At 38.6% G+C, this 21,083-nt stretch carries 21 protein-coding genes; 15 read left to right on the forward strand and 6 right to left on the reverse strand.

All coding sequences use genetic code 11. The features are described 5' to 3' along the window. A partial coding sequence (locus WBG45_RS12725; RefSeq protein WP_424415143.1) for a YfhE family protein occupies positions 1-146 on the forward strand: 146 nt, incomplete at its 5' end. 267 nt (positions 147-413) lie between these two features. On the opposite strand, the gene WBG45_RS12730 is transcribed toward WBG45_RS12725, so the two are convergent. Further along, positions 414-593, reverse strand: a complete 180-nt coding sequence (locus WBG45_RS12730; RefSeq protein ID WP_424415098.1) for a hypothetical protein — start codon at positions 591-593, stop codon at positions 414-416. A gap of 233 nt (positions 594-826) precedes the next feature. Between WBG45_RS12730 and pxpB the strand changes: the two genes are divergently transcribed. The 8 genes from pxpB to WBG45_RS12770 all read left to right on the forward strand — a co-directional run bounded on the left by pxpB (position 827) and on the right by WBG45_RS12770 (position 7,701). Further along, a complete protein-coding gene (gene pxpB / locus WBG45_RS12735) occupies positions 827-1,525 on the forward strand; it encodes a 5-oxoprolinase subunit PxpB (RefSeq protein WP_424415100.1) in 699 nt (232 codons plus the stop codon). Further along, complete coding sequence (locus WBG45_RS12740; RefSeq protein ID WP_424415102.1) at positions 1,512-2,522, forward strand: biotin-dependent carboxyltransferase family protein; 1,011 nt, start codon at positions 1,512-1,514, stop codon at positions 2,520-2,522. Before pxpB ends, WBG45_RS12740 begins: the two co-directional genes overlap by 14 nt. Before the next feature lie 2 nt (positions 2,523-2,524). Beyond that, positions 2,525-3,295 (forward strand): LamB/YcsF family protein, encoded by a 771-nt coding sequence (locus WBG45_RS12745; protein ID WP_424415104.1) that lies wholly within the window; start codon positions 2,525-2,527, stop codon positions 3,293-3,295. A gap of 19 nt (positions 3,296-3,314) precedes the next feature. Continuing rightward, on the forward strand, positions 3,315-4,520 hold the full coding sequence (locus WBG45_RS12750; protein WP_424415106.1) for an NRAMP family divalent metal transporter: 1,206 nt from the start codon (positions 3,315-3,317) through the stop codon (positions 4,518-4,520). Positions 4,521-4,568: 48 nt separating this feature from the next. Beyond that, positions 4,569-5,345, forward strand: a complete 777-nt coding sequence (locus WBG45_RS12755; RefSeq protein WP_424415108.1) for a putative hydro-lyase — start codon at positions 4,569-4,571, stop codon at positions 5,343-5,345. 247 nt (positions 5,346-5,592) lie between these two features. After that, complete coding sequence (locus WBG45_RS12760) at positions 5,593-5,775, forward strand: hypothetical protein (RefSeq protein WP_024535860.1); 183 nt, start codon at positions 5,593-5,595, stop codon at positions 5,773-5,775. 93 nt (positions 5,776-5,868) lie between these two features. Continuing rightward, entirely contained in the window at positions 5,869-6,513 is a 645-nt protein-coding gene (locus WBG45_RS12765) for an SDR family oxidoreductase (RefSeq protein ID WP_424415109.1), read from the forward strand. Between the two features lie 345 nt (positions 6,514-6,858). After that, positions 6,859-7,701 carry a DegV family protein gene (locus WBG45_RS12770; protein ID WP_424415111.1) on the forward strand — a complete coding sequence of 281 codons (843 nt, stop codon included), beginning with the start codon at positions 6,859-6,861 and terminating at the stop codon, positions 7,699-7,701. Positions 7,702-8,247: 546 nt separating this feature from the next. Here WBG45_RS12770 and WBG45_RS12775 read toward each other — a convergent pair. After that, positions 8,248-8,790: a recombinase family protein gene (locus WBG45_RS12775; protein ID WP_424415113.1), complete on the reverse strand. Its 543-nt coding sequence runs from the start codon at positions 8,788-8,790 to the stop codon at positions 8,248-8,250. A 169-nt stretch (positions 8,791-8,959) separates the two neighbouring features. Between WBG45_RS12775 and WBG45_RS12780 the strand changes: the two genes are divergently transcribed. Then, a complete protein-coding gene (locus WBG45_RS12780) occupies positions 8,960-10,399 on the forward strand; it encodes a SulP family inorganic anion transporter (RefSeq protein ID WP_424415115.1) in 1,440 nt (479 codons plus the stop codon). Positions 10,400-10,465: 66 nt separating this feature from the next. Here WBG45_RS12780 and WBG45_RS12785 read toward each other — a convergent pair whose 3' ends face one another. Beyond that, positions 10,466-11,539, reverse strand: coding sequence for a CdaR family transcriptional regulator (locus WBG45_RS12785; protein WP_424415117.1), 1,074 nt, complete (start codon positions 11,537-11,539; stop codon positions 10,466-10,468). 124 nt (positions 11,540-11,663) lie between these two features. On the opposite strand from WBG45_RS12785, the gene WBG45_RS12790 reads away from it, so the two are divergent. The 3 genes from WBG45_RS12790 (at position 11,664) to WBG45_RS12800 (ending at position 15,249) form a co-directional block, all read left to right on the forward strand. Next, positions 11,664-12,800 carry a glycerate kinase gene (locus WBG45_RS12790; RefSeq protein WP_424415119.1) on the forward strand — a complete coding sequence of 379 codons (1,137 nt, stop codon included), beginning with the start codon at positions 11,664-11,666 and terminating at the stop codon, positions 12,798-12,800. Positions 12,801-12,813: 13 nt separating this feature from the next. Next, complete coding sequence (locus tag WBG45_RS12795; protein WP_424415120.1) at positions 12,814-14,160, forward strand: GntP family permease; 1,347 nt, start codon at positions 12,814-12,816, stop codon at positions 14,158-14,160. A 201-nt stretch (positions 14,161-14,361) separates the two neighbouring features. Beyond that, a complete protein-coding gene (locus WBG45_RS12800) occupies positions 14,362-15,249 on the forward strand; it encodes an EAL domain-containing protein (protein ID WP_424415122.1) in 888 nt (295 codons plus the stop codon). Between the two features lie 72 nt (positions 15,250-15,321). On the opposite strand, the gene WBG45_RS12805 is transcribed toward WBG45_RS12800, so the two are convergent. Beyond that, positions 15,322-16,290, reverse strand: a complete 969-nt coding sequence (locus WBG45_RS12805; protein WP_424415124.1) for a rhodanese-related sulfurtransferase — start codon at positions 16,288-16,290, stop codon at positions 15,322-15,324. Positions 16,291-16,462: 172 nt separating this feature from the next. Next, entirely contained in the window at positions 16,463-16,621 is a 159-nt protein-coding gene (locus tag WBG45_RS12810) for a hypothetical protein (RefSeq protein ID WP_424415125.1), read from the reverse strand. Between the two features lie 120 nt (positions 16,622-16,741). On the opposite strand from WBG45_RS12810, the gene WBG45_RS12815 reads away from it, so the two are divergent. Both WBG45_RS12815 and brnQ read left to right on the forward strand, forming a co-directional pair. Next, a complete protein-coding gene (locus WBG45_RS12815; RefSeq protein ID WP_424415127.1) occupies positions 16,742-18,385 on the forward strand; it encodes an FAD-binding dehydrogenase in 1,644 nt (547 codons plus the stop codon). A gap of 502 nt (positions 18,386-18,887) precedes the next feature. Then, positions 18,888-20,261: a branched-chain amino acid transport system II carrier protein gene (gene brnQ / locus WBG45_RS12820; protein ID WP_424415129.1), complete on the forward strand. Its 1,374-nt coding sequence runs from the start codon at positions 18,888-18,890 to the stop codon at positions 20,259-20,261. Between the two features lie 123 nt (positions 20,262-20,384). Here brnQ and WBG45_RS12825 read toward each other — a convergent pair whose 3' ends face one another. Further along, positions 20,385-21,056, reverse strand: a complete 672-nt coding sequence (locus tag WBG45_RS12825) for a GntR family transcriptional regulator (protein WP_424415131.1) — start codon at positions 21,054-21,056, stop codon at positions 20,385-20,387. Positions 21,057-21,083 lie beyond the last annotated feature (27 nt).

Below are 21,083 nucleotides of genomic sequence, written 5' to 3' on the forward strand. Positions count from 1 at the left end.
TGGCTGAAGAGAACAATGGTTTGAGCTCAGCACAAGAAGTCTTGTACAATGAAGAGTTTAACAAAGCAGATAAAGCCAGTGGACTTGAAGGAGTAAAAGGCATCAGAAAAAAAGATAAGGAACAAGGTGATAAAAAGCTTCATTAAAATGAAAGTTGGCAATATCAAATCCCAGTCATTTTAGCTATGACTGGGATTATTTTTTTTCATCTCTTCTTATATAATAGCGAAGCGAAAACGAAACTATTTAGCTTTGGTATTTTGGGGGAACTGGGCAAAGAGGATTAAAATGAAAATGAAAAGGAATAAAAGTAATTTGAATGGGAATAAACCAAAAATCAGAATCAATACAAAAAGAGGCATATCCCCAAGTGAGTGCTTTAACTTGGGGATATGCCTCTTTTTTAAGTTAGGTTAAACAGTAGTTTTTTTCTTATCAAGGGTGTTGAGAACTTGATCTAACATACCTTTACCATCACCATTTTTAGTTAAATCATTTACTTGTCCTTTTAGCTTATCGCGAGAATCTTTGTTTCGCATAAGAAAAGCTGCTCCCAGTCCTAGCGCTGCCATTGCTAATGTATTTCTTTTCATTTTAAAACGCCTCCTGTTAAGTGTTGTATTTGTTTAATTCCCTTAACATGGCAATTTAAACCTCGTACGATTGGATATTTATTTCAAAGGGTTTGGCAGTTGATGCACGATAAATTATTATCTGCTCCAATCAATAATGAATAATCATACATTTTAATTTATAAAAGGTTGTGTACAAACATTATCTTCTCTATAATAATCGTATATTTCAGAAAAGGTTTGGAAGTGTAATGATGGAGATAACGTACACACCACTTGGTGATGAAGCGATTGTGATTGAAGTTGGAAATGAGATTTCAAAAGAAGCAACAAACCTTGTCCGATCAATAACCAAACGAATAGAAGATACTTTAATGGATACAATCATTGAAGTGATTCCTGCTTTTACGACAGTGACAGTTTTTTACGTAGTGACGGAGGAATTTCAATACAAAGACATTAAAAACATAATTGAAAAAACGTTAGTTGAAATGAAAGATTTCAATTCAAACAAACAACGCACGATTGAGATTCCTGTTTGCTATGGTGGAGAACATGGGCCAGACCTCGAATTTGTGGCGAAACATAATGAATTAAGCGTTGAAGAAGTGATAGCCATTCATTCTTCTGGAACATATGAAGTCAATATGATTGGCTTTGCACCTGGCTTTCCCTTTATTGATGGAATGTCTGAAAAGATTGCGGCACCACGTCGAACGACACCAAGACTCCGTATACCTGAACGCTCTGTAGGGATCGCGGGGATGCAGACGGGAGTTTACCCGATTGAAACACCAGGTGGCTGGCAATTGATTGGGCGAACACCATTGAATCTTTTCCTTCCAGATGAAGACATTCCGAGCTTGTTACAGGCAGGAGATCGAATCATCTTTAAGCCGATATCAGAGGAAGAGTACGCAGAAATGGAGGAGGCCATCCATGCTGCAAATTAATAAAGTTGGATTACAAACAACTGTTCAAGATCTTGGAAGAAGAGGTTTTCAGAAATATGGAGTTATTGTAAGTGGAGTGATGGATCCATATGCACATCGCATTGCGAATGTGTTAGTCGGTAATCCAGAAACTGATGCCACTATGGAAATAACCTTAGTGGGTCCACAACTGACATTCCTGGAGGATTGTTTACTTTCACTGACGGGCGGAGATTTGTCACCATTACTAAATGGCTATCCTATAAAAATGTGGCGTCCGATATTTGCGAAAAAAGGCTGTAAGTTAAGTTTTGGCAAGCCTCTTTCTGGGTGCCGTACGTATTTAGCCGTAGCTGGTGGAATTGCTGTCCCTGATGTAATGGATAGTAAATCTACTTATTTACGAGCTGGGATAGGTGGTTACGATGGAAGAGCTCTTCAAAAAGAAGACGTTGTTCAGATAGGTGAGTTATCCCAATGCATCAGAGATGTTATAGGGAAACTAGCTGTTGCAGCGACTGACTCTTCTTTTTTTCAAGTGGATTGGACATTGATGTCTCAAGCAATCCCAACATATAAATCAGAAGCAATTGTTCGAGTTACCGAAGGAAGACAGGCACAATTATTCGATAAAAAAAGTCGAAATGCTTTTTATCAAGAAGCATTTCAAATTTCTCCAGATTCAGACCGAATGGGCTATCGTTTAAAAGGACATCAACTGGCATTAACTGAAGCAAAAGAATTAGTTTCTGAAGGAATTGCTTTTGGTTCGATTCAAGTGCCACCAGATGGACAACCTATTATTTTAATGGCCGACCGCCAAACGACAGGTGGATATCCGAAAATTGGACAAGTCGCGACAGTTGATTTACCAAAAGTAAGTCAATTAAAGCCTGGTGAACGTATTCGGTTTGAAAAAATCACGCTAGAAGAAGCTCAACAAGCGCTGTTGAAAGAAAGACAATTAATTGCTCAATTGACCAAATCCATTTCTCTGAAATTTAAGGAGGGCTTATGAATATGAATCATTTAGTTGATTTGAACTGTGACATGGGAGAAAGCTTTGGCACTTATAAAATGGGCAATGATAAAGAAATTTTAGATTTTGTAACGTCTGCAAATATTGCCTGTGGATTTCATGCCGGAGATCCCTCAACCATGCGTAAAACAGTTAAACTCGCTTTGGAAAAGGGTGTAGGCATTGGTGCCCATCCAGGCTTTCAAGATTTAACTGGCTTTGGGAGAAGGAATATACATGTCACTCCTCGAGAAGCATATGAAATCGTGGTTTACCAAATAGGTGCATTATATGGGTTTGTTAAAGCTGAGGGTGCCGAGATGCAACACGTAAAGCCGCACGGGGCTTTATTTAACATGGCAGCTACTGATGGAGCTTTAGCTGAGGCTATTGCGGAAGCGGTGTATGCCATCAATCCACAGTTAATTCTATTTGGTTTATCTGGCAGTGAAATCGTAAAAGCGGGAGAGAAGATTGGTTTGCGAACAGCGAACGAAGTGTTTTCTGACCGTACTTATCAAACAAATGGAACGTTGACGAATCGAAAAGAAGCAAATGCTTTAATTACTGATACTGACACAGCTATTCAACAAGTCGTTAGGATGGTTAAGGAAGGTATAGTGACGAGCACGCTTGGAACTGAAGTGGCAATCCAGGCTGATACGGTGTGTATTCATGGAGACGGTATTCACGCACTTGATTTTGCAAGACGCATTTCGGAAACGTTGAAAACTTCTAGAATTGATGTAAGAAAAATTTCACAGTTCAAATAAGACTTAAGGAGAGAATACGATGAAAACTGCCAACAAACTGAAAAATACGAATCGTAGTGTCTTACTCGGCGCCGCATTCTTAATGGCAACTTCTGCAATAGGACCAGGATTCTTAACACAAACAACTGTCTTTACCGAATCACTTATGGCAAGTTTTGGATTTGTTATTTTAATTTCTATTATTATCGATATCGGTGCGCAATTGAACATTTGGCGAATTATTGCCGTATCTGAAAAACGCGCTCAAGATATTGCGAACGATGTATTGCCTGGCCTTGGTTATTTTCTTGCAATCTTAATAGTTATGGGTGGTCTAGCATTTAACATCGGAAATATTGCGGGAGCTGGCCTTGGGACCAACGTTTTATTTGGAATCTCTGCACAAACGGGTGCGATTCTTAGTGGAATTCTTGCGATAGGAATATTTATGGTTCGTGAAGCTAGTAAAGCGATGGACAAGTTCGCGCAAGTACTAGGTTTTGTGATGATTGCCTTAACAGTCTACGTCATGTTTACAGCATCTCCTCCAGTAGGAGAAGCTGTGGCGAAAACTTTTGTTCCAGATAAGATTGATATTTTAGCAATTGTTACTTTAGTGGGTGGTACTGTGGGTGGATACATTACATTTGCAGGTGGTCACCGTTTAATTGATGCAGGAATAAAAGGGAAAGAATCTCTCCCAGAAGTTACACGTAGTTCTATTTTTGCCATCGGAATTGCTTCCATCATGCGTATTTTCTTATTCCTTGCTGTATTAGGTGTAGTTTCTCAAGGATTGAAGCTAGATCCTTTAAATCCACCAGCTTCTGTTTTCCAATTAGCAGCAGGCAACGTTGGTTACAAAATTTTCGGGATCGTTATGTGGGCAGCTGCTGTAACTTCAGTAGTTGGAGCTGCATATACGTCAGTTTCTTTTATTCGTACCTTCCACCCGTTATTAGAAAAGCATCATCAAAAAATCATCGTTGCATTTATTGCCATTTCAACAATCGTCTTTGTGTTCGTTGGGAGACCAGTCAGTATTCTTGTCCTTGTTGGATCACTAAACGGATTGATTTTGCCAATCGCTCTAGGAGTTATGTTAATTGCTGCTTACAAAACAAAAATTGTTGGGGACTACAAACATCCCCTTTGGTTGACGATTTTTGGTGTTTTGATTGTCATTGCCATGTCGATTATGGGTGTCTATACATTAATGAATGGCATTCCTCAACTGTTTAAATAAAAGCCTACTCATTGTTCACGTTCTTGCAAATAGAAAGGAGTTCTAAAATTGACCACACCTTATGATGTAAGAGAAAAGATGCGTAGCGGCGAGTTCACTTCGCCTACCTCTGGTTTATGTGAAGACTTCATTCAAGCAAATTTAGTGATCTTGCCAAAAGACTTGGCATTTGATTTTCTATTGTTTTGTCAAAGAAACCCAAAATCCTGTCCATTAATAGATGTTACGGATGTTGGTTCCTATGTTCCGAAAATGTCTGCACCAACCGCTGATTTACGAACGGACTTGCCAAAATATCGTGTCTATGAAAATGGGGAAGTCGTAGCTGAGCCGACAGATATTACAGACTACTGGACCGATGATATGGTGGGTTTTCTCATCGGCTGTAGCTTTACGTTCGAGGATGCGTTAATCAAAAACGGTATTCCGATGCGACATAATGAAGAAGGCGTTAATGTGCCCATGTATAAAACAACTATAGAAACCGTTTCTGCAGGTCAGTTTGCGGGTCCTACTGTTGTCAGCATGCGCCCTATGAAAGAAAAAGACGTCATACGAGCTGTTCAAGTAACGAGTCGTTTTCCTTCTGTGCACGGCGCTCCGATTCATATAGGAAACCCAGAATCAATTGGTATTACAAATCTCAAACAGCCTGATTTTGGAGATGCAGTAACAATAAAAGACGGCGAAGTCCCAGTGTTTTGGGCATGTGGTGTTACGCCACAGGCGATTGCCATGCATATGAAACCAGCTTTGATGATCACCCATGCACCGGGTCATATGTTTATCACCGATTTGAAAAGTGAACATGTGAGTGTGATTTAAAACATGTCAGGTCTCCATAAGTTCTGGAAATCCCATAACACCTAAACAATTTAGTACCCTTTGGTCAAGTGGAATTCGACTGAGGGGTGCTTTTTTATGCTAAGATGGACAGTAGAGGTATGGAGCGGACATTTACAATCATGCCTTTTTAACAGTATGTTTTTCTTCTATTTATGAGAGAATTTATACAATAACCCATAAAACTTGACCACACTAAATATAGGAACTATAGAAGGAGGACAATTAAATGAAATTCGTCAAAACGAAAATGATGCAACTCGTAAAAGAAAACGAAGAGCTGAAAGTACGCTATAATTCAATCGTTAAAGAACATGATCTTGAAAAGACATTAGCTTTAAAAGCGATGTATCATTCCGAAGTAGTTGAAGGGAAGTTTCAAGGACTTTACCAAGAACTCTTTAAAAGGTAGATTGCTTAATTGTATCCAATATCTATGTTAGACTTTTTGTAGGAATGATTTTGATAGGATTATGTCAATTCAGATCATAAGGAGCTCGAGCATATGAAAGTATTCGTAGTAGGAGCAACTGGACAAATTGGGAAACACCTTATCGACCTCTTACAAAATAGTGAGCAACATACAGTTCGTGCCATGGTTCGTAAGGTAGAACAGGCTGAAGAATTGAAGAGCCAAGGAATTGATGTGGCTGTTGCAAGTCTTGAAGGTAGTGTTGAAGATATCGCTGAGGCCGCAAATGGTTGTGATGCGATCGTTTTTACTGCAGGGTCTGGCGGACACACAGGTTTGGACAAGACGTTGCTAATTGATTTAGACGGAGCCGCTAAAACGGTTGAGGCTGCAGAACAAGCTGGTATCAATCGCTTTGTAATTGTCAGTGCATTGCAAGCAAACCACCGTGAAAGCTGGAACAAAGAAATGGTTCCATATTATGTAGCAAAACATTATGCAGATCGAATGGTGGAAACAAGCAATTTAGATTACACCATTATTCGACCAGGCGGATTATTAAATGAGGCAAGCACTGGAAAAGTTACAGCATCAGCCAATCTTGAAACAGGTTCAATTCCTCGTGAAGACGTTGCTAAAACCATTTATGCTGCTTTAGGTGCACAAGAAACATTTAAGAAATCCTTTGACCTCATTAGTGGGGAAACGAAGATTGAAGAAGCATTGAAAAATATATAAGCATTTAAAAAATCCAAGTCATGGTGTAATTCATGACTTGGATTTTTTCTATTTCAAGGATGTGACCAGTAGAGTCATGTCACGACTGAAAAACAAACCATGAACTAACATAATGAATTCAAAGTGTCAGGAACTTTTTATACTTAGTTTATGAACAGTTCATGACAATCCCCTATTTATGCTCCCAAACATGACATATGTCATACAGATGTCATGATACATACCCCTAGGCAAAACTGCGTAATCTCAACATACTTGTAATTCTGCAAGAACCTATAACTTAAACATTCCTACATGACATAATTGAAATTATATAATCTAGCGCGTTAAAAAGGAGTTGCAACAATGAATAAGTCAAATATCGCTTGGGTGACAGACACAACTGCAACCTTGTCACCTGAATTTATTAAACAGCATAATATTTTTGTGGTTCCATTATTCGTTATCTTTGGTGAGACCGCTTACAAAGAAAATGTTGAAATAAGTTCTGCTGCGTTTTATCAAAAGCTTGCATCATCAAAAGAACTGCCAAAAACCTCACAACCTTCTCCAGGAGAAATGCTGGAACTGTTTAAAGAAATTAAAGAAAAATACAATCACGTTATTGCAATTCATGTAACGGGCGCATTAACTGGTGCTTACAATGGTGCCATTTCAGCTGCAGAAGAAACAGGCGTAGATGCGTTTGTCCTCGATTCACAAATTGGTTCTTTTCCTTTAGGAAAAATGGTAGAACGTGCGGTCGCTCTTGAACAACAAGGTAAAACGTTTAGCGAAATCGTTACTGAAATTAAATCACTACCTGCCAAAGGTCGTCTGTTTTTAACCCCGGGTAGCCTGGAGCAACTCCATAAAGGTGGAAGAGTGACAGGTACGCAAACGGTTTTAGCAACGTTATTGAACATGAAAGTAATTCTTAAATTTCATGAAGGACGTGCGATTTTATCCGATAAAGTACGTAGCCATAAACGCGCCATCGCTAAAATGGTCGACTATTTAGAGGTTGAAAAGAATCAAGTAAAAGAAGTAACGATTATTCACGCGGATAATTTGAAAGAAGCAACTCAGTGGAAAACTATACTTCAAGCACAATTTTCACATATTTCGTTCTCCATTACAGAGTTAAGTCCAGTGCCTGGCACACATGCAGGAAGAGGTACAATTGGGTTAGCTTGGTTGGGTGAATAAGCTTTAAAAAAGTCGCCAATCCATTAGGAGGCGACAGAAAAAATACACTTAGATTATCAAAACCACCTAACCTTGATTTATCGAGTTTAGGTGGTTTTTCTTTTTAATCGTACTGTTAAAACGACTGAGTGATTTCCGTTTCAGGCGGAAGCTTTCCGCGGGCGGTCCGTGAGCCTCCTCATCGGCAAGCGATTGCGGGGTCTCACCTGGACACGCTTTTCCCGCTGGAGTCGCCGCCTTTCACTACAATCACTTTTTATATTTAAAAATGAGATTTATAGATAATAGCTCTTGTATAATTGATGTACTTAATTTAGGTGGTGTCCCGATGATTTTCAATCAAGAATCTTTCGTTTCAAAAAACCATAAAGTCGAAAGAACATACAGTACAAGAATCGTTTCAAAATAGCGAGGAATTTAAAGGGAAAGCAAATCTCATTATATACTCGCCTTATTAATCTGACTTACGAATGGAACATTTAACGCAATTTTCAGTGGCCAATCCTTTAGGGGGCGACTTTTTCTTTGACTATATATGCTCTACTATCAATTTTCTAAGTTGCGATACAAAGTTGATTTACTAATACCAGTGGCTTCTTTTATTTCAGCTAAGGAATAGTTTTTGCTGTCATACATGACAATCGCCTTTTGAACATTTTCATCTGGCTTTCTTGGACGTCCTGCAATATTCCCCTTCTTTTGTGCTTCGTTTAAACCGCTTTTTGTTTTTTCACTAATAACATCACTTTGGAATTGAACAAGATGTCTTACTATTTCATTGAAAGAATACCCTTCATTTTTGCTCGTATCAATATTTTCATGTAATGAAATTAGTGAAGCCCCTTTTTGTTCTACTTCACCCAATAACTCGATTAAATGTCGACTTGAATCAGCCAAATTATATAATTTAAACACATAGATTCGGTCGCCATTTTGAAGGTTTTCAATCATATGGTCTAATGCCATTCTATTCTTTGCAGAGTCATGCTTTTCTTCCACGATGTGGATATCATTTATAGTAGATAATCTTTGAATTTGAGTGGATACATTTTGATCGTCGTGTGTAGGTCTTACATAACCGAAGTACATAGCTTCACTCCTTACAAGGTTCATGCTTAGTTTACCATATAGCAATATATAATTCGCTTTAAAATGGTTCCTTTTTGGGAAAATAAATGCTACACTACATCTCGTGGATTTAAATCGTGATTATAATGAGAGTTTATAGTCGAAAAATAATATATGAGGTGATTTACAAGTGATAGAAAAAATAAGAGTAGAGTGGTTTTCAAACATACGAGGAGATATATTAGCAGGAATTGTCGTTGCTCTGGCACTAATTCCTGAAGCCATCGCTTTCTCAATTATTGCAGGGGTTAATCCAATGGTAGGGCTCTATGCATCTTTTAGTATCGCAGTCATTATCGCATTTGTCGGAGGACGACCAGGCATGATTTCAGCTGCAACTGGGGCAATGGCGTTATTGATGGTTCCGCTTGTAAAAGAGTATGGAATTGAGTATTTGCTTGCAGCAACTATTTTAACTGGGGTTATTCAAATTCTTTTTGGTATCTTCAAAGTAGCAAGAGTCATGAAATTCATTCCTCGAGCAGTTATGATTGGGTTTGTAAACGCGCTTGCCATTCTCATTTTCTTGGCACAAGTTCCGCACTTCTTAGGGATTTCAACAATGACCTATGTTTTTGTAGCAGCCACTTTATTAATTGTCTATATTCTGCCTAGATTTTTGAAGTCTATTCCAGCTCCATTAATTGCAATTATTGCCTTATCAGCACTAGCTATTTTCGCAAACATGGATTTGCGAACCGTTGGTGATTTAGGAACACTTACCCAATCACTTCCTACTTTCTTCATTCCAAATGTGCCGTTTACCTTAGAAACGTTGATGATAATATTCCCATTCTCGCTGGCGTTAGCCATTGTTGGTTTACTCGAAACCCTTTTAACAGCAACCATTGTTGATGATATGACAGGGACAGATAGTAATAAAAATAAGGAGTCTCGTGGTCAAGGGATTGCGAACTTTATTAATGGTTTCTTTGGAGGAATGGCAGGTTGTGCGATGATCGGACAATCCGTTATTAATGTGAAATCAGGTGGTAGAGGCCGCCTTTCTACCTTAATTGCCGGTTTATTTCTCATGTTCTTAATCATTGTTCTAGGCGATTTAGTTATCCAAATTCCTATGCCTGTGCTTGTGGGAATCATGATCATGGTTTCTATCGGTACGTTTGATTGGTCATCTTTTACCTACTTGAAGAAAGCGCCAATCACTGATTCAGTTGTTATGGTAGCAACTGTCGTCATCGTGGTATTCACGCACGATCTTTCTAAAGGCGTTATTGCCGGTGTAATACTAAGTGCTATCTTCTTTGTCGCTAAAATTTCAAAAGTGTATGTGACGGAAAAAGTTGAGAATGAAATTTCTACTTTTACGGTAGAAGGACAATTGTTCTTTGCGTCAGTTGAAAGTTTCTTAGAAGCTTTTGATTTTACTGTAGAAAACGAACAAATCATCATTGATTTCTCTCAGACACATGTATGGGATGACTCAGGTGTTGGTGCTATCGATAAAGTCGTTTTAAAATATTATGAAAACAATAATAAAGTTGCCTTAATCGGTTTAAATGCAACGAGTCAGCAGCTTGTAGATAAATTAGCGATTTTTAATAATTAAATGAAAAAAGGCGCATCAAACACTAGTTATAGAAGTGTTTGATGTGCCTTTAACTTGTTAATACATTTATTCACGCATCAACCAAAGTGCCAACTGAAGGACAAGAGCATCTTGGAAACTATACGGATTGTATCCAGTTGATTCGTGAATTTTCTTTAAGCGATATGTCAACGTATGACGATGTATAGTTAAGACTTCTGCACAAACGGAGAGTTGTTGATCGGACTTGAAATATTCAATAAGCGTCGTGCAATATTTTTCATCAAGTCCGTGTAATACACGATTTGAAAATTGTTTGGCTTCCACTGAGTTACTTTTTTTGAGCAAAGAAAGCACTTCTACTTCTTCAAAATAAGTAATTTTATTCGTTGGATGTCCATATTGTAAGGCTAATTTTGCAGTTTGAAAAGATTGTTGAACATCCTCAATTGACTCTACTGGTTTCCCAACACTAAGACGAACTGAAAGGTTTTTCTGCAAATAAGCAGGTAACTTTTCAATCTTTTTATGAACTTCCTCACTATTAAATCCAGCAGTTAAGATAAAGAGCTCGTTTAATTGATAATGTCCAACCATAACATCTTCATTATCGAAGTAATCTTCAAGTTGTTGAACTGTGCCATGGTATTGAGTGGAGGGCAGTTCCAAGAGGATTGTGACAAACGGTGAATGAAGATGAAATCCAAGTCTGTCTAATCTTTCATATAAAATAGGTGGAAAGGATTTGGACGAGATCATCTCTTCAAAAACCATTTCTTTCATTTTTCTCTTCCACTCAGATTTAGAGACTATCAACGATTGATGAATCATCATTTCTGTTGTTAGCTGTAGAAGTGTAGCCACGTCTTTGAGTGCTGTTGGATTTCCAGTAATTCCAATGATACCAATTAGGTGTTGCTGAAAGTAAACGGGCATATTAATCCCAGGTTTTGATCCATGCCATTTGTGAGCATTTTTTTCTGTAATCAACAATGGTTTCTGTGTCTTTGCAACATGTACGGCGCCCTCATGGATATTCTCCACACGTTCAAGTTCTCCTGAAGCTAAAATCATGCCATTCGTGTCCATCACATTAATATTTCGGTTTAGACGAATCATCGTTTGTTCTACAATTTGATTTGCCAATTGTTTGGTTAGCATATGTCCTCCGTCATGTATAAAATATAATAGATAAAAAACTGAAAATTCATACACCAAGTATAATGTATTTCTCTTTGATTATCACTATACTATTTTGTAAGCGCTTACCGAAGGGGTGAATAAAATGAAAATCGTCATAAGTCCTGACTCATTTAAAGGAAGCTTGGCAGCAGATGAAGTAGCCAAAGCAATGGCAGTAGGAATAAGGGCTTTTGATCAGTCGATTGAAACAATCCTATTGCCCGTAGCTGATGGAGGGGAAGGCACTTTAGAAAGCCTTATTAGTGCTACATATGGAAGAATTGTTTCTGTTTATGTTCAAGATCCTCTTGAAAGAAGAATTTCTGCTAACTACGGTATTTTAGGTGATGGAGAAACTTGTGTGATTGAAATGGCAAAAGCATCTGGTTTGACGCTTTTACATTGGGAGGAAAGAAACCCTTTATATACAACTTCTTATGGAACAGGTGAATTAATCAAGCATGCTTTAGATGCTGGATTTCGGAAGTTTATTGTAGGAATTGGTGGCAGTGCAACCAATGATGGCGGGGCGGGAATGTTAAAAGCTCTTGGTATTAAGTTTCAAACTCAAAAGGGGGAAGACATTGGGACTGGTGGGGGAGCGCTTGAACAGTTAGCGCATATTGACCAGGATAAGTTTGATCATCGAATAGCAGAATCAGAATTTATCATAGCTTGCGATGTAGATAATCCATTAATAGGGATAAATGGTGCTTCACATATTTTCGGTCCGCAAAAAGGCGCGACAGAAGAGATTGTTTCTATCTTAGATCAAAACTTAAAGACATTAGCAGATGCTATCGAACGTATACATGGAGTATCTATTCATCAACGCCAAGGTGCGGGAGCGGCTGGAGGTTTAGGTGGTGCGTTTCAAGCATTTTTCCCTCTCACAATGAAACCAGGAATTGACGTAGTGATGGAAGCAATCGGTTTTCGTGAACAAATAAAAAATGCCGATTTAGTCATTACAGGAGAAGGTAGGTCAGATGATCAAACTCTTTCTGGAAAAGCACCCTATGGAGTTGCGAAGGTAGCACGTGAATATGGTGTTCCTGTGATGTTATTGTCTGGATACATAGAAACATCAAGTGAAAACAGATTGAGTACATATTTTGACGTTCTTGGAAGTGTGGTAAATGAAACAGTTTCTAGACGAGAATCAATGACAAATGCCGCTCATTTTATAGAGATTCGAATGCATCAAATGATGTTGGGTTATAACCAAATCAAAAAATAAGGGGGAATTAGGGATGTTATTATTCATTATTTTACTAGGGGTAGTATTGATTGTAGTAGCGACAGCCGTTTTTAAAGTTCATCCATTTTTAGCATTATTATTCAGCGCGTTTTTTGTAGGGATTGCATCAGGCATGCCGTTGCTATCGGTCGTTGAAAATGTAAATACCGGTTTTGGTGGCTTGATGACGAGTATTGGACTTGTCATTGTCGCAGGTACAATTATCGGGGTTATTTTAGAGAAATCAGGTGCTGCATTTAGAATGGCAGAAGTGGTACTGCGTGTTCTTGGGGACAAGAGACCTCAGCTAGCCATGTCTGTAATTGGGTATATCGTTTCAATACCCGTGTTCTGTGACTCAGGCTATATTATTTTAACTAGCTTGAAAAAAGCTTTAGCGAAGCGAGCAAAAGTAACGATTGCTTCAATGGGAATCGCACTTGCAACTGGGCTATACGCAACACATGTGCTCGTTCCTCCCACACCAGGTCCAATCGCTGCAGCTGGAAATATTGGAGCAGCAGATTATTTAGGAACTATCATTTTAATCGGTTTGTTAGTGGCTATTCCAGCTACAATTGTTGGCTATTTCTGGGCAGTAAAAGTGGGTTCTAAAATCGAGGTAGAAGCTGATAAAGAAGCATTAGAATTAAATTATGATGAAATCGTCAAATCGTTTGGCATAATGCCATCTACATTCAAATCATTTTTACCAATCGTATTACCAATCGTACTAATCGGTATCGGATCAGTTGCTACATTATTGGGAGAAGAAAGTGGCTGGATTAACTTCTTGAAATTTCTAGGCTCACCATCTGTAGCATTATTACTTGGTGTCTTGGCATCGTTCTTATTATTACCAGAACTTAATGAAAACACATTAACAAATTGGGTAGGAGAAGCACTTAAAGAGGCTGCTCCAATTCTATTAATTACTGGAGCAGGCGGTGCATTCGGTACAGTAATTAAGAATACTGGCGTAGCGGAATTACTTCAAACGATGGATTTGGGAGCACTTGCTACTGGATCACTTTTTTTACTAGTACCGTTCTTAATTTCAGCAGCTCTTAAAACAGCACAAGGTTCTTCAACAGCTGCACTAGTAATTACATCTTCATTAATTGCACCCTTACTTCCGGAACTAGGAATTGAAGGGGCTATCCCATTAGCACTTGTAGTTATGGCTATTGGAGCGGGTGCCATGACAGTAAGTCATGTAAATGATAGCTTTTTCTGGGTGGTTACACAATATAGTGGCATGAAAGTAACGGATGCCTACAAGGCGATGACAATGGCGACATTGTTAATGGGTATCACAACTATTGCTGTGACGATGTTGTTATGGGTAGTAATGGTATAAATTGATGAATAACTAGAAAGAAGCAGCCGGTTTTCAATTCCGGCTGCTTCTTTTGTTAATAGAAATAAATTATTCTCTTCCTTTTCAAAAGCATGTTTTGTCTTTACTAAACGTTTACAATCGCTTAAAACGCCAAACATATTATTAACCGTATAATACAAGTGAGACAGATATTTTTGACAGCATGTTAAGGGAGATAGAATGAACTATAATCGATTGACTACAATCATCAATTATCTAGAGTTTTTAAAGGCAAAACGAGGCGTCTTTTTTCAAGAGTTTAAGAAAAGTGAAGAATTTAAGGGGCTTATGCATCCTGGAAAAGTTAAAACCGTGTTTCAACCGATTTTGTCTTTATCAAAAGGAGACACAATTGGGTTTGAAATTCTTAATCGACCCCAAAGTACACCTTCGTTTCCAACGACTGAAAAGTTTTATGATTATGTAGGTCAAAGCGATAATGTGTTTATGCTTGAGGGATTTTTGCGCAATCTTTCTCTGGAGAGGTATTCTGAGCAGTTGAGGTTTGCAAATGGTTACGAGAATCAACTGGTGTTTCTTAATATACAGCCTCAAGTTTTAGCGGATCCAGCATATAGAAGTGGTAAAACGTTGGAGTTATTGGCTAAATATAATCTTTCTCCTAACCAGATTGTGCTGGAGCTAACAGAAAAAGAAGCAGTGATCGACTATAACCAATTTGAAAAGATCATAGATAATTATCGGCAACAAGGATTCCGTATTGCGGTGGATGATGCAGGAACGGGCTACAATAGTTTGAAAACACTTGTTTATTTAAAACCAGAGATTATTAAAATTGATAAGTCACTGATAAGGAATATTAACGATGATCCGGCCAAACAATATTTGGTAGAGCTTTTATTGGAATTTGCTGTGCAGTCTAAAACGGAGGTAATTGCTGAAGGGATAGAAACTCTAACAGAACTAAGTTATTTACAAAACCTTGGTGTTCAACTCGGACAGGGGTATGCACTTGGAAAGCCAACACCTACTTTAAATAAAGGATACTTACCTCTAACAAAGTCCCATATAGCAAGTCGTATTCCTCAGTTGTATAAGGCAAAGTAAAAGAATTGTGCAAATAAAAACCCATCACATGTCCAAATCATTGTTGATTTGAACGAGTGATGGGTTGTTTTGTTATATGTTTTGTTTCTGACGATTAAGTTCTTTTAATCTCGCTTGAAATTGTTCTTCAGTCAATCCATGCTCCACGATATAGCGATTGCGTGGATTTGTACGACATTCGTCTGAACAACTACGCAAGTATAGATGTTCGTTCTCTTCTGAACAAAGAATTTTATCGTTACATTGAGGATTCGCACAGTTTACATAGCGTTCACAAGGCGTACCGTCAAAATGGTCTTTCCCGACAATGACATGCTCGACTCTATTGATTGGTACTGCTATACGCTGATCAAACACATACATTTGGCCGTCCCATAGTTGACCTTGTACTTCCGGGTCTGTACCGTATGTGTGGATTCCTCCGTGAAGTTGAGATACATCCTCATAGCCTTCTTTAACTAACCAACCAGAGAATTTTTCACAACGAATTCCGCCAGTACAATACGTTAAAATTTTCTTGCCTTCAAATTGTTCTTTGTTTTCACGCATCCATGCTGGTAGGTCACGGAAGTTTTTAATATCCGGACGGACTGCACCGCGGAAATGACCTAAGTCGAATTCGTAATCATTTCGAGCATCGATTACGATCGTATCATCTTGTTGCATTTTTTCGTAAAATTCTGTTGGTGACAAGTATTGACCGGTAATCTCGTTCGGGTTGATATCGTCTTCCCCGAGTCCAAGATGAACGACTTCATTTTTTGCGCGTACATGCATTTTTTTGAAAGCATGACCATCTGCTGCATCGATTTTCCACATCATATCTGCAAAACGCTCATCACTCTTCATCATATCCATATAAGCTTGAGTCTGTTCAAGGGTTCCTGAAACCGTACCGTTAATGCCTTCTGTTGAAACAAGAATACGCCCTAATAAACCGATTTCTTTGCACGCAGCTAAGTGAGTTTGTGCGAATAATTCCGGTTCATCGATTAATACATATTTATAATATAACAAGACTTGATAAGTATTGTCTTCCATTTTATTTAACCACCTTACATTTATGCTAATTCAATCAATAAATATATCATAAAAACGAATTTTTGACTAGAAATTTAGGGGATATATTAGTGCAGAATGTCTAGATAGCCCCTCTTTCACTTATTACACAAATAAATCATAGTAGTAATGGGATTCATCGCAATACAGCGATTTATAGTTGATAGGCTGATGAGTTGATGATTATATGGTCAGGTTGACGAAGTAGCTCTCCAGGTTGACGAAGTGGCGCTGCAGGTTGACGAAGTAGCTCTCCAGGTTGACGAAGTGGCACTGCAGGTTGTACAAAATGTATAGTTAGCCAATCTTTCACCTTTGATCTCATAGATAAAGAGATTTATGGTGGCACTCAAAACATCAATAAAGGAAAATACCAACAATTTCTAGAATACAATCTAAAGAAGAATAAAGAACGTATTAAGGTGGGAATTGGATGAAAGTAGATGTCATTGTTGTAGGTGCAGGTTTAGCCGGGTTAGTAGCAACAGCTGAATTAACTGACGCGGGGAAACGAGTTCTCCTGTTGGATCAAGAACCTCAGGCGTCACTTGGAGGACAGGCGTGGTGGTCTTTTGGTGGATTGTTTTTAGTGGACACGCCAGAACAACGTAGATTAGGTATTCACGATTCGCTTGAGTTAGCATGGCAAGACTGGCAAGGGGCAGCGGGCTTCGATCGAGAGGATGAAGACTACTGGGGACGCAGATGGGCACAAGCATATGTTGAGTTTGCTGCTGTTGAAAAGAGAGAGTGGTTAAAGTCTTTAGGTGTTAGTTTCTTTCCAGTTGTGGGATGGGCAGAGCGTGGCGGTTATTTAGCTGAAGGACATGGTAATTCAGTTCCTCGATTTCATATTGTATGGGGAACGGGTCCGGCCATTTTACGACCATTTGAAGAAAAACTTCACAAAGCGATAGAGAATGGATTGGTTGATTATCGCCCACGTCATCGCGTGGATGAATTACTTGTAGAAAATGGAGCGGTGATTGGTGTAAACGGTGCAATTCTTGAACCTAGTAATGTAGGCAGAGGTGAAGCGAGCTCACGTGAAATAGTGGGTAATTTCAGCGAAATAGCGGAAGCGGTCGTCGTGACAAGTGGTGGTTTAGGAGCGAACTTTGATTTAATTCGTCAAAACTGGCCAGAAAGATTAGGAAAAGCACCAACACGCATGATTTCAGGAGTACCTGCCCATGTCGATGGACGTATGCTCGGAATAACTGAGGCGGCTGGTGGGCGCATCGTCAATCGGGACCGTATGTGGCATTATACGGAAGGAATAACTAATTGGAATCCAGTGTGGAAGAAGCATGGAATTCGTATTTTACCTGGACCTTCTTCACTATGGTTGGACGCGAAAGGTAAACGCCTTGAGGCACCGAATTTCCCGGGATTCGATACGCTAGGAACACTGGAGACTATTCAAAACACCGGTTATGACCATTCGTGGTTTGTCCTGACTCAAAAAGTGATTGAAAAGGAATTTGCTTTATCTGGCTCAGAGCAAAATCCTGATTTAACCGGTAAAAGTATTCGGCAAGTATTAGCTCGCGTTCTTCCTGGGCCAACTGCCCCAGTTAAAGCGTTCATGGATAAAGGAGAAGATTTTATTGTTGCCGATACACTTGAGGAATTGGTAGAAGGTATGAACAACTTAACGGGAGAAGGGCTTATTCAGTTTGATGAGTTGAAGCGGCAAATTGTTGCGCGAGATCGAGAAATGAATCATAAATTCACGAAAGACTTACAAGTAACGGCATTACGTGGTGCAAGAAATTACATAGGTGATAAATTAATTCGTGTTGCTGCTCCTCATAAATTTTTGGATTCTAAAAATGGTCCATTAATAGCGGTACGACTAAATATCATTAGCCGAAAAACGCTTGGTGGACTACAAACTGACTTGTCAGGGAGAGTGTTAAGTTCAACTGGAGAACCTGTACCAGGCTTATACGCTGCGGGTGAAGTTTCTGGATTCGGCGGTGGAGGCGTTCATGGCTATCGTTCATTAGAAGGAACATTCCTTGGCGGTTGTTTGTTTACAGGAAGACAAGTGGGCAGAGCCTTGTCGAAGTAGTTGTCTGGAATATGGAGGTTTGATATGAAGCAAAGAAAAGAAGCTTCGCCTAAATTTGTATGGTTTGTTTTTTTCTCTGTTAGTTAACTAGCCCAACCATTTGTTCTTTAGATTTTTGTGCAGTCGGTAACACATCTGAAGCGGAATGAAAACCTGTCTTCCTTAAAATTGTAATTGTAGTGATACAACTACTAAAAATTATTTTGCTTAACTTTCACTAAATTGTTTTCTGTTAAAGACGCTTTGTCTTTTAAGTGAATTACGAATAAATAGATACCTCAAAAAAAGCAATAATAGACACAGAAAAAGCAAAGCTTCTTTCAGCTTTGCTTTTTCTGTGTCTATTAATATCAAACAAATAGAATTATTTAAAATATTTTATGCAATATATTGCATTTCACTAAAAAAGAGAGTAGGATTACTTTCATTGATATATTGCATACTGGAAAACAGGATGGTTCGAAGTTCACAACCTAAGAAGGTTTAATAGGAGGAAAAATATATGGAGACTAAATTATCGTTTTCATCGTATATGGTTATTGGAGTTATGTTATTTGCGTTATTTTTCGGAGCAGGGAACTTAATCTTTCCAGCCTCACTCGGTCAGAATGCTGGTTCAAATGTTTGGGTTGCTATCGCCGGATTTTTAATTACAGGTATAGGTTTACCTTTCCTTGGACTATTAGCGATGGGGTATTCGGGTAGTCGAAGCTTACAAGATCTCGCAAGTCGTATCCATCCGCTTTATGCGGTTGTTTTTACATCCGTTTTGTATTTAACCATTGGACCTTTTTTTGCGATACCAAGAACGGGTGCTGTCGCTTATGAAGTGGGAATTGCCCCGTTTGTCGGAAGTGGCTTTGAACAAATAGCATTAGGAATATTTACGTTGATCTTCTTTGGGCTTACTCTTTGGTTCGCACTGAATCCAGCTAAACTTGTAGACCGAGTAGGGAAATTTTTGTCGCCAGCTATTTTAGTTCTGTTATTTATTTTGTTAATTATGGTTATTGCAAAACCTATGGGTTCTATTGGAGAGCCTCAAGAAGCTTATACAAGTGGAGTGTTTATGAAAGGATTTACCGAAGGTTATAATACGATGGATGCACTTGCGTCACTAGTATTTGGAATCATCGTCATCAATACCATTCGTAAAATGGGCGTCACTTCGAAGCGTGGCATTTTGCTTGCGACGATAAAATCTGGGGGAATTGCTACATTACTGCTAGGAATCGTCTATGTGGGAATTGCTTACTTGGGTGCAACGAGCACACAATTGCTTGGAATCTTTGACTCAGGCGGTCCGGTACTCAGCGGTACAGCTTCTCATTATTTTGGATCATTCGGCATGATTTTGATGGCGGTTATTATTTTCTTAGCATGTTTAACAACTAGTATCGGTGTGACGATGGCTTGTGGAGAATATTTCAACTCGTTGTTCCCTAAAATTAGTTATAAAGCTTACATTGTTATTTTTTCAGTGTTCTCTTTAGTTGTTTCAAATATCGGTTTATCGAATATTATTATGTACTCGATTCCAGTATTGATGTTTATTTATCCACTTGCCATCGTGTTGATGTTATTGACATTTACTTCATCATTGTTTAATCACGCGAGGATTGTGTATGTATCAGCTACAATTGTGACAATCCTGATTAGTAGTATCGATGGACTTAAAACCTTGTGTACTTCACTAGGCATGGATTATTTTTCTTGGATGAAACCGATTGTGGCATTTTATGAAAATACATTGCCATTTTATAGCCAAGGTTTAGGTTGGTTTATTCCAGTAATACTTGTCATGATAGTGACTGGAATCCTCGGTCGAGTTTTCAATCTATCCATTGTTCCTGTATATAAAAAAGTAACTTCATAAGTAAATTAACCCCTGCATCTCAAGTTCTTTAAAAAGAAAGGGAGATGTGGGGCTTTTTTGTGGATTATTAGACGAAAAACTATGTTCATTTAACAGAAAAAAGTGACCCTGGATATTCCAAAGTCACTTCCTAACATCATCTTCACGGGAATAAAATTCTTCAATGGCACGTAGCCAATTATCTCGCATCAATTGAGACACTAGCGTTGCATCCCGCTTTTTCAAGCAGTCTATAATAGTATCGTGTTGTTGTATCGAATTAGTCGTTAAAACAATTGAATTATGGAAAAATAGTCTTCGTACATGCGCTTGTAAAGAGGCTACCATCGACGTTATGTACGGATTGTTTGCTGTATCAACAATAATTTGATGAAACTCTTCATCTATTTTTAGTGCTGAAAAGTAATCTTCGGAATGGACAGCGTTTGAAAACTTTGTATTCATATGTTCTAAATTGCGTATGATTTCATCATCTAAATTGGGTACTGCTAGTTCAGCAGATAGTGCTTGCAGTGCTGCAAGTGGAGGGAGAAGGTCGATAATATCCTCTTTTTTAACTTGCGTTACTTGGGTTGCTTTTCCAGGAAACATTTCAACAAACCCTTGTACTTCAAGCAGTTGTAATGATTCGCGAATAGGGGTCCTGCTAACACCTAATGCTTGAGCTAACTCGGTGTCATTTAGCTTTTCTTCAGGACGTAATGTTCCATCGATTATCCATTGTTGTAATTGATTATAAGCATTCTCTTTAGCAGAAATGCGGACAGGCTTATTGTGATTTAGCGGTATGGGCATAATGAAAACAACCTTTCCTGTCAGGCT

The organism is Paenisporosarcina sp. (assembly GCF_049671445.1).
Classification (GTDB): domain Bacteria; phylum Bacillota; class Bacilli; order Bacillales_A; family Planococcaceae; genus Paenisporosarcina.